The organism is Lacisediminimonas sp. (assembly GCF_030645335.1).
Classification (GTDB): domain Bacteria; phylum Pseudomonadota; class Gammaproteobacteria; order Burkholderiales; family Burkholderiaceae_D; genus Lacisediminimonas.
Window position 1 is genome coordinate 1 of record NZ_JAUSNH010000015.1, and the last position, 9715, is coordinate 9715.

Annotated in this window: 9 protein-coding genes and 1 pseudogene; 6 read left to right on the forward strand and 4 right to left on the reverse strand. The window is 59.6% G+C overall.

The features are described from left to right. Positions 1-2: 2 nt before the first annotated feature. Complete coding sequence (locus Q7T64_RS01195) at positions 3-1127, forward strand: PQQ-dependent sugar dehydrogenase (protein ID WP_370653233.1); 1125 nt, start codon at positions 3-5, stop codon at positions 1125-1127. 79 nt (positions 1128-1206) lie between these two features. On the opposite strand, the pseudogene Q7T64_RS01200 reads toward Q7T64_RS01195, so the two are convergent. Together Q7T64_RS01200 and Q7T64_RS01205 are read right to left on the reverse strand one after the other, a co-directional pair. Further along, positions 1207-1542, reverse strand: a pseudogene (locus Q7T64_RS01200) (GGDEF domain-containing protein); the annotation flags it as partial. Positions 1543-1554: 12 nt separating this feature from the next. Then, positions 1555-2454: a PAS domain S-box protein gene (locus tag Q7T64_RS01205; protein ID WP_304789801.1), complete on the reverse strand. Its 900-nt coding sequence runs from the start codon at positions 2452-2454 to the stop codon at positions 1555-1557. A 167-nt stretch (positions 2455-2621) separates the two neighbouring features. Between Q7T64_RS01205 and Q7T64_RS01210 the strand changes: the two genes are divergently transcribed. Both Q7T64_RS01210 and Q7T64_RS01215 read left to right on the forward strand, forming a co-directional pair. After that, positions 2622-2846 carry a DUF3820 family protein gene (locus Q7T64_RS01210; RefSeq protein ID WP_304789806.1) on the forward strand — a complete coding sequence of 75 codons (225 nt, stop codon included), beginning with the start codon at positions 2622-2624 and terminating at the stop codon, positions 2844-2846. Between the two features lie 99 nt (positions 2847-2945). Beyond that, a complete protein-coding gene (locus Q7T64_RS01215; RefSeq protein ID WP_304789809.1) occupies positions 2946-3908 on the forward strand; it encodes a diguanylate cyclase in 963 nt (320 codons plus the stop codon). A gap of 10 nt (positions 3909-3918) precedes the next feature. Here Q7T64_RS01215 and Q7T64_RS01220 read toward each other — a convergent pair whose 3' ends face one another. Beyond that, a complete protein-coding gene (locus Q7T64_RS01220) occupies positions 3919-4914 on the reverse strand; it encodes a tripartite tricarboxylate transporter substrate binding protein (protein ID WP_304789812.1) in 996 nt (331 codons plus the stop codon). A 344-nt stretch (positions 4915-5258) separates the two neighbouring features. On the opposite strand from Q7T64_RS01220, the gene Q7T64_RS01225 reads away from it, so the two are divergent. Together Q7T64_RS01225 and Q7T64_RS01230 are read left to right on the forward strand one after the other, a co-directional pair. Beyond that, the gene (locus Q7T64_RS01225) at positions 5259-6149 is read left to right on the forward strand and encodes an alpha/beta hydrolase (RefSeq protein ID WP_304789817.1); all 891 of its coding nucleotides are present in this window, start codon (positions 5259-5261) and stop codon (positions 6147-6149) included. 95 nt (positions 6150-6244) lie between these two features. After that, positions 6245-6637 (forward strand): 5-carboxymethyl-2-hydroxymuconate Delta-isomerase, encoded by a 393-nt coding sequence (locus Q7T64_RS01230; protein WP_304789820.1) that lies wholly within the window; start codon positions 6245-6247, stop codon positions 6635-6637. 55 nt (positions 6638-6692) lie between these two features. Here Q7T64_RS01230 and Q7T64_RS01235 read toward each other — a convergent pair whose 3' ends face one another. Further along, positions 6693-7820: an amidohydrolase family protein gene (locus Q7T64_RS01235; protein WP_370653234.1), complete on the reverse strand. Its 1128-nt coding sequence runs from the start codon at positions 7818-7820 to the stop codon at positions 6693-6695. 237 nt (positions 7821-8057) lie between these two features. On the opposite strand from Q7T64_RS01235, the gene Q7T64_RS01240 reads away from it, so the two are divergent. After that, positions 8058-9715 (forward strand): hypothetical protein (locus Q7T64_RS01240; protein WP_304789823.1); only part of this gene is annotated, 1658 nt, incomplete at its 3' end.

Below are 9715 nucleotides of genomic sequence, written 5' to 3' on the forward strand. Positions count from 1 at the left end.
CGTTGGCCGGCTTGCTTGCATCCGCCATTTTTTCCAGCGCGCCGACTTCTGCGCAATCCGCACAATCCGCACAAACCACACGCGTTACGCCAGAAATACTGGTGCGGGGGCTGGCGCATCCCTGGTCGCTGGCGTTCATCGGCAGCGGGCGCATGCTGGTGACCGAACGGGAAGGACGCCTGCGCCTGGTCCAGGCGGATGGGCGAATAGGCCCGCCAATACAGGGCTTGCCAAAAATCGAGTCCGGAGGGCAAGGCGGCTTGCTCGACGTGATTGCCGACACCGGCTTTGCCAATAACCGCCGACTTTATTTTTGCTTTACCGAGCCAGGTGAAGGCGGAAACTCCACCGCGCTGGCGGCGGCGCGCTTGTCCGACGATGCGGCGCGCCTGGAACAAGTTACCGTGATCTTCAGCCAGAAACCCAAAGTCAACAGTAGTGCGCACTTCGGCTGCCGCATCGTCGAACAGCGCGACACGCTTTTCCTGACGCTTGGCGATCGCTTCAGCCGCATGCAGGATGCGCAGCGCCTCGACAAGCACCTCGGCAAAGTGGTGCGCATCAACAAAAATGGCAGCATCCCGGCGGACAACCCATTTGCAGATCGCAGCCGGCATGCAAATGCATTGCCGGAGATATGGAGCTACGGCCACCGCAACGTGCAAGGTGCCACGCTCGGCCCCGATGGCAATCTATGGACCAACGAACATGGCCCCCGCGGCGGCGACGAAGTCAACCGGACCTTGGCCGGACGCAATTATGGCTGGCCGCTGATCAGTTACGGAGTGCACTACAGCGGCCTCAAGGTCGGCGATGGCGCCAGCGCCGGGCCTGGCATGGAACAACCGGTGTATTACTGGACACCGTCGATTGCGCCATCCGGCATGGCATTCCTGCGCAGCGACCGCTATGGCCCGGCATGGCGCGGCAATCTGTTTGTCGGCGCGCTGAAATTCCAGTATTTGTCCCGCCTGGAAATGCGCGGCGACCAGGTCGTGAAAGAAGAGAAACTGCTGGAAAACCTCAAGCAACGCATCCGCGACGTGCGCCAGGGACCAGACGGGTTGCTGTATGTGCTGACCGATGAATCCGATGGTCAGCTGATCCGCTTGGTGCCGGAAAATTAACGCTGGCCGGCGCCCGGTGCGGCGCTGCTGCGTAGCGGGCCATGCCGGGTGCCTGGCGGAAAAATGCCCGGCTGCCGGCTCAGGCCGCGATGCGCACCCTGTTTCGTCCGGCATTTTTTGCTTCATAGAGCGCGCGGTCGGCGCGCTCTATGAGCTTGCTCAAGGATTCGCCGGGCTTCATTTCGGCCAGGCCGAGTGAAATGGTCAAGCCACCGACAGGGGCAAGCTCAAAACAGGACACGCCGGCGCGAATTCGCTCGGCCAGGCCCTGGGCCGAGCCCAGCGAACAGTTCAGCAGGATGATCAGGAACTCCTCGCCGCCCCAGCGGGCAACGATATCGTTGGTGCGCACTTGCGTGCGCAAGACCTTGGCGACCCCGGCCAGCACCTGGTCACCGACCGGGTGGCCGTGCTGGTCATTGACCTGCTAGAAGTGGTCGATATCGGCAATCACCAGGTACATCGACGCATTGGTCGCACACGCTTGCTGGTAATGATTGGTCAGCGCCACAGCGCCTGCGCGGCGACTGAGCAAGCCGGTAAGCGGATCCTGGTTGGCCGCTTCCAGCAAGGTCTCTTCTAGCCGGACCTGGTCGGTTATGTCCTTGGCAACACAGACGTAAGACGGCTTGGACTCGTCTGGCTCCATCATCCTGGAATAGGTGAGCTCCATGTAGCACAGCGAACCATCGCGCCGGCGAATCACGGTGCGTCCCCGGAACTCGTCGGCCTGCGCCATCGCCGCGGCTACTTCGACCTGAAAATTCGGTGCGTGCAATTCATCGGCAAAAATGGTCTGGGATCGGCCACGTAAATCGCCTGCAGAAAATCCGGTAACACTTTCGAACGCACGATTGACGAACAGGATCGTGCCCCGATAGTCGGCGATCATGATGGGTTCGCCGGCCTGGTCGAGTGCGCGCGCCAGCAACTTGCGCTCATGCTCTTCCTGCCGCTGTTTGGTGATGTCTTTCTGGATCGATACAAAGTTGACCACCAGTCCGGTCTCGTCCCGGACCGGCGAGATATTCCACTGCACCCAGTAAAGCGTTTTGTCCTTCCTGTAGTTGATGGTGGAGCCCTCGAAGAAATTCCCTTGCGCCAGGCATTTCCGTAAATTGGCAATCACCTGCAGATCGGTTTCAGGGCCATGCAGCAACCGCGGCGAGCGCCCGACCAGTTCATCCAGCGAATAACCCGTCATCCGGCAGAATGCCGGGTTGGCGTACTCGATCAAGGTTCCGCCCTCTAGCGGGCCGGTGATCACCACAGCGTTGTACGACTGCTCGAGCGCAGTTTTCAGGAGCTGATTGGATTTGATGTCCATATAATGTCCCGTTAGATGCGCGGCTGACGGCCTGAGGATGACAAACCCATGCTTTGCCTGTCGCCAATCCAACATACAGCAGTTAGCCACGCGTGTCAGCGACAAACCGCCGACGATCGACCTGCATCCGGGACTTTGTCACTTTCTCGCACGACGCGAGCAGGAATATGGACACCACCAACTTCGAACAACTGCAAGGCCTGGTGACGCTGAAAATGCCCTATGGGAAGTACAAGGGGCGGGTGATTGCCGACCTTCCGGGCCATTACCTCGGGTGGTTTGCGCGTGAAGGCTTTCCGCGCGGGGAGCTGGGCAGCTTGCTGGCATTGATGTATGAGCTCGACCACAATGACCTTCGGCATTTGCTGACCCCCTTGCGCGACCTGAAGTAGCCGCGCAAGGCGCGCACGGCCAATCTTCGCAAGCTGTACCGACCTGCGCCCCGGCCTCGCCAAGCAGGTAAAATAGACTACTTACCGAGGGTTTATGCCATGATCGCTCCGCAAACGCCACCGAATGAAGCCGCTCGCCTGCAGAGCCTGCACGCAATGGGCATACTGGATACCGAAGCAGAAGAACGCTTCGACCGGCTCACGCGCATCGCGAACCGGCTGTTCGACGTGCCCATCGCGCTGGTCAGCCTGGTTGATGAGAACCGGCAATGGTTCAAGTCCTGCGTCGGCCTGGATGTCCCCGAGACCACCCGTGATATTTCCTTCTGCGGCCATGCCATCCTGCGCGACGAGTTGATGGTGGTCGAAGACGCCACTGCGGATGTGCGCTTCCAGGACAATCCCCTGGTCACCGGAATGCCGCATGTCCGCTTTTACGCCGGTTGCCCGCTCGATGCCGGCGAAGGGCTTCACGTTGGCACGCTTTGCCTGATCGATACCAAGCCGCGACGCTTCTCTGCCGCCGACCGCAAGATGCTGGCCGACCTCGGCGCCATGGTGCAGCAGGAATTGCGCGCGCTGGCGCTGGCCAACACGGATGAACTGACCCAACTGACCAACCGCCGCGGCTTTTTTGCGCTGGGCAAGCAGGTCATGGAATTGTGCAACCGGCTGCACAAGCCGGTCAGCCTGATATTTTTCGACCTCGACGGATTCAAGGGCATCAACGATCGTTTCGGGCATACCGAAGGCGATGCGGCGCTCAAGGCCTTCGCCAAGCTGCTGCAGGGTTCGTTCCGTGCGTCGGATGTGGTGGCGCGCCTGGGCGGGGATGAATTTGCCGTGATGCTGTCCGGGACGCCTGAGGTCGACCTGCCGACCACCCTGCGCCGCTTCTACGAGACGCTGCACTCGCACAACCGCCAGGCCGCATTGGGATACGACCTGGCTTGCAGCGCCGGCACGGTCCAGCTCAACAGCGAGATGGATTTTACTTTCGAGGCACTAGTCGATGCGGCCGACCGGCAAATGTACCTGGAAAAAAAATACAAGAGCGCCTGAAAATCGAAAATCACTGCGCCTTCACGCCCGCTTCCCGGATCACCTTGCCCCAGCGCGTTATCTCGAAGTCGAGATACTTTGCGTACCATTCAGGCGATTCCGCGGCAGGCTCAACGCCTTCCCTCGCATAGCGCGCGCGGTTTTCAGGCGACATGGAAATGCGATTGATCTCGGCATTGAGCTTCGCGATCGTTGCCTTGGGCGTTTGTGACGGCGCCATCACGCCGAAATAGCTGAGCACGTCGTAGCCCGGCACGCCCGACTCGGCCAGCGTGGGCACATTGGGCAGCGCCGATGATCGCTTCGTCGAGGACACCGCAATTGCGCGCACTTTGCCGGCGCTCACCAATTGCAGCGCAGACGGCAGGAAGTCAAACATCATGTCCAGGTGGCCGCCCATCAGGTCCGTCAGCGCCGGGCCATTTCCCTTGTACGGAACGTGGGTGATCTGGATACCCGCCATGCTCTTGAACAGTTCGCCGGCCAGGTGCGCCGTCGTACCATTGCCCGCTGAACCGAAATTGTATTTTCCAGGCCGGCTCCTGATCAACGCCAACAGTTCCGCCGTGCTTTTCGCGGGAATGTTGTTGGAGACGAGCAGCACGAATGGCAGTGAACCGACGACAGCGACCGGCTCCAGGTCGCGACGCAAGTCGTACTGCAGGTTGTTGTACAAAGTATGCGCGATGGCGGGCGTACTCACCGCGGTGACCAAGAGCGCGCTGCCATCCGGACGCGACTTCGCGACCAGCGCGGCGCCAATATTGCCACCGGCGCCGGGCCGGTTTTCGGTGATGACGGTCTGCTTGAGCGCATCGCCCAGCTTTTCCCCCAGTATCCGGCCGATGATGTCGGTGGTGCCTCCTGGCGGATAAGGAACGATCAGCCTTACCGCAGCGTCTCCTGCCGGCTGCGCGCCTGCCACGGGCACGATGGCCGCCAGTCCCAATGCCGTGAATACCAACATCGCTACGCGCCGATTCAGACGCCCGATTCGCTTCGTCATATTGCTCCCTTGTGGATTGTCCTTGTTCATGTGCGGACAAGGCCGGCGCAGCCTGTGTCATACCCAGCGGTGCAGGGTGGAGCGTTCAATCTCTGGCACGGCTTGTCCGGCATTGGAGACAGCAAATGCTGTGCCATGAAGATAACCGGAATAGCCCGCAACTTGGAGAGAAAATCGTCTAAAGCGGTGCGGGCTGCGCGCGTGTTGGTGCACCTTGCCTGGCGCCGGGCAATGCCGCACCATGCTGAAAATATCCGTGTTATTGCCATCGAGGCCGGCATGGACTTCGTCAACCCGCAGAATGTGCGAGGATGCATCGATACCAATGAAATGATGGAGTCCAGATGTCGCAACAAGCCACGGTTTTCCTCAGTTACACGCAAGCCGAACTCGATGCAGCCTACGACCAGACGGTGTGGGCGCCAAACATGGAACAAGTGTCGCTGCGCTTTGTCCGCGCCAGCGTGCGCACCCGGTCGCGACTCGGCGGGCCACGGCGGCTTGCCTACGGGCCGACTGATATCGAGCATATCGATTTCTTTCCCGCGCGCGGGGCCAGCGGGCCGGCGCCGCTGGTGATCTATGTGCATGGCGGTGCATGGCACGCCCGCAGCGTGCGCAACTACGAGTTCCTGGCCGAGCCGTTCGTCAACGCCGGCGCGCATTTCGCAGCACTCGAATTCATCTCGGTCGACGATACTGGCGGCGACCTGTTCCCGATGGCGGCACAGGTGCGCGCAGCGATTGCCTGGCTGGCCCGGAACGCACAGGAACTGCGGGTCGATCCGGGCCGCATCCATCTGTCGGGCCATTCGTCCGGAGCGCACCTGGCCGCAGTCGCGCTGACCACGGACTGGACGGGCGAGTACGGCCTTGCTGCCGACCTGCTGACGTCTGCGGTGCTGGTCAGCGGACTGTACGACATGCAGCCGGTGCGACTGTCGGCGCGCGGCGATTATGTGCATTTCACCGACCAGATGGAACAGGTGATGAGCTCGCAACGGCACCTGCACCGCATTGTCACGCCGGCAATCGTGGTCCATGGCACCGAAGAGTCACCCGAATTCCAGCGTCAGTCGCGCGAATTTGCACAAGCACTGGCTGCCGCTGGCAAACCGGTCGAGTACGTGGTGGCCGAAGGCTACAACCACTTCGATGTGCTGGAGACGATGGGCAATCCGTACGGGCTGGTGGGCGCGCTGGCATTGCGCCAGTTCGGCCTGCAAGCGCAGTAGTCAGATGTCGTACTCACTGAAATCGGCACCATCGGCAGCCAGTAAAATACAATGACGGGCGACGACGCCTTCCCACATTCCCACCGGATCTGAACATGCCGCATATTGTTGTTGAATACACTGCCAACCTGGGCGAGCAAGCCCGCATGCCGGCGCTGCTCCAGAAAATCAATACGCTGCTGATCCGGGACGACGGCATGTTCCCGACCGGCGGCATACGCTCGCGCGCGATCGAACTGCAGCACTGGTGCATCGCCGATGGCGGCAATGCGGACGACGCCTTTGTCCACGTCAGTGCAAAGATCGGACGGGGCCGGACCGACGCCGAAAAAAAAGCCGTGTTCGACCCGCTGTTCGAGGTGGTCAAGGAACATTTCGCCAGCGTCTACGCCACACGCGGGCTGGCGATATCGATGGAGCTCAATGAGTTCAGCGAGGCCGGCACCTGGAAGCACAACAATATCCATGCGCGTTTCCGCAAGAGCTGATCCCGGCAAGCAATGACATGCTGGCGGCGGCGCAAGTCAATGCAGCCGCCTGGCTTTACCAATCGCCGTGCACCAGCCTGCCGCCGACGATGGTCGCCAGCCGCTCTAGCGATTCCAGCCGTTCCGGATCGGTCCTTGTCGGGCCCTGTCCCAGCACCACGCAGTCGGCCAGGTAACCGGGCCGCAGCCTGCCCTTCTGGTGTTCATCGCCTGTGAACCAGGCGCCGCCAGCGGTCATGACCTGCAGGGCCTCGGGCACGCTTAGTCGCCCGCCTTCACCGATGGTCTTGCCGCTGATGCGTTCGCGCCGCAGCACCATCGCGCGCACGGTCGCCATCGAATCGTAGGGACTGGCGTCGGTGCCGGCACCGACCGGCACGCCGAGCTCGCGCAAGGCACGCACCGGCGCCACCAGCGACGCCGCTTCATCATCCAGGTCCAGGAAGCGCTGGTGGCCGACTTTCCATAAATGAAAATCGGGGATCAGCGTCACGCCCATGCCGAAGTCGCGCAAGCGCGCCAGGTCGGCCAGGCGCGTGACGCTCATGTGCTCCAGCGTCCAGCGCCGTCCGGCCAGCGGGAACTGGCGGTCAATCCGATCGAACACGGGAACCAGCTCATCGAGCTGGTGGATGGCGATGGTATGCACGCGCAAGTTGTTGCGCGCGGCGATCAGGCACAGCTCTTCGAAATCCGAAGGCGCGTTGGCCTGGCGCACATTGTTCCAGAAGCCGAGATCGTCGGCATGATTGTGCTGCTGCATGGCAGCCGCGGCGACGTCGCCGCCGTAGGCGATGAACACGCCGGCGATGCGCAACATCGCGTCGCCGAAACCGTTGCCGCTGGCGTGCGGCAACCAGTCGCGCATGATGCGCCGCGCCTCGTCGAGGTCGCGCCACACCGGACTGACCACCAGGCCCATGCGCATGCTCAGCTCATCGCGCTCCCACATTTCGCGGTAGATTGAAATCAGTTCGGGCGCGCAACTATGCCCTTCGAACACGCTGGTGGTCCCCATCGCATGGTAAGCCTGGATCGCGCGCCGGATCGCCTGCTTGCGCTGATCCCGTGTGAAGCGCGGCACGGTATGGCGATCGATGCCGTTGCGTTGCAGGCCAAGCGAGTTCAGCGCGGTATGAAGTGGAGTGACCAGTGGCCAGGGCCTAAATGGAGCAAGCTGAATTTACGCCCCCCCCCGCCAATGCGCGGGCCGTTTAACAACACTTCGTTCGTTTATGGAACAAATAGCCCAATTTTGTTACTGAGGTAACGGACTTGGGCACTACTGCCGCGTTCCCTGCTTGCGGCAGGCGAAAAATCGGCTGCCTGTGCGATCAGATATTCGCGAAGGATACGGAACATGGCTATCAGGGACAGGACGACACGACACAAAATCCCCAGCCCTTCCCGGTTGAAGCGAATGACCAGCGAGATCAAGAATGACGCCTCCAGGGGCAAAATCGATAATCGAGCTGCCCGTACTTCCATAAAAAGTGCGACGGGCAAAGAACCTCAACATATCCGGTCACAACAAATTATAAAAACAAGCGCCGTCCTCTCCAGGGACGCAGCTACGCCGGACACACCCCAGGAAAAAACAAAAATAATAGCCGCAAAGGACCAGCCTGAAAAAAAGCAGTCCTCGGATAAAAATGCATGGTCGGCACGCTTATCAAGTACCCCCCATGCCCAAGAGGAGTTCATGAAATCGTCGTCAGTCGACGACAAAAAGCGCCTCACCTATTGCGTCTTGCGTGAGGCCGGATTGCCCCCGAAATTGGCGGCCGAGCGAAGCCGTGGCCTTCCCCCGGAAAAAAGTGGCGCATCCTACGCCCATTGGAAAGGAGCGAAAGCCAATCCGGATCTGAAGCATGACGACAGCCGCGTCAAAGTTTATTGCGCAATGCGCGCCTTGGGCTACAGCAAAAGCCGGGCAGCAGAGGAATGCAAATTCGGCCCGTATTTCCTGCAAGCTCAACTGGAAAACAAAACAGAAGGCGTTAATAAAATGCTGGCCGAATATGGCCTCGACAACAGTTCGCTCACTTATCCACGCATGGCAATCAATGTGTCGTCTGATGACATGCCGGTAATCGGTTCGGGGGCGATCAACACGATCTACAAGATACAGGTGGATGGAAAATTTTATGCTTTCAAGCCATCAACCCCTTCTCATGAGAAAGACGAGAACGCAATCTCGCCCGCGGGCCAAATTGCGGGTATTCAATATGAGAAGCATTTCCCTGAATTACGGCACATCTCGACTGTCAAGATAGGGCAAGCACTCGGATGCTCTGGGAAAGATGGTGTGATTGGGGATGCTTTCGTGGCGATCGTCAATGGCAAGCCAGGCTTGATGATGGATCTGGTTCCCGGCAGCGAGGATGCACCGAAGATGATTCTCGATCAGGCGCTTCCGAAAAGCCACAAGCTCTACAAATATAAAAAATCTTTGGATGATCCGAAGAAATTCAAGCAGATATGCAAGAAATTCGGCTATCACTCGATCAAGAACGTGAATGGTGTGCTAATCGTTTCTGCAAGCCAAAGCAACGAACTGTCGAAGGCGAAGTATGCATCGCCAACGTATAGAAGATCGATGCTTGATCTACAACTGCTCGGCTATCTTGCCAATACCGCTGACGCCCATGGCAGGAATATCCTCTCGCACAAGGACGAGAATGATGATTGGCATGCTGTTCTGATCGATTGCGATGATTCGCTGGGTGAAAAAAACAAGAGCAACGCCACGGTCGGCCAATTCAACGTTTCCGGCATGGCTGCGTTTTTCGGCGTTCCCCGACCCACTGCGGCGATGAAAGAATCGGCGGATCGTCTTGCGGACACAGAATTTGACGAGCGTATCGATTCTCTCAAAACCGACCTGCATGCCAGTGCATTTCCCAAGAGCCAGATCGACGCCATGGATAAGAGAATCAATCTGCTTCGCGAGAATTTAAAGGCAGATGGCGATACAGAAATAATCTCTTCCGATGAGCGCCTGTCTGGCAAAAAATTCGGGAACCCGCGGAAGTGGACCATAGCCCGCAACCTTGGAATGGAGATTACCGCTGAGGT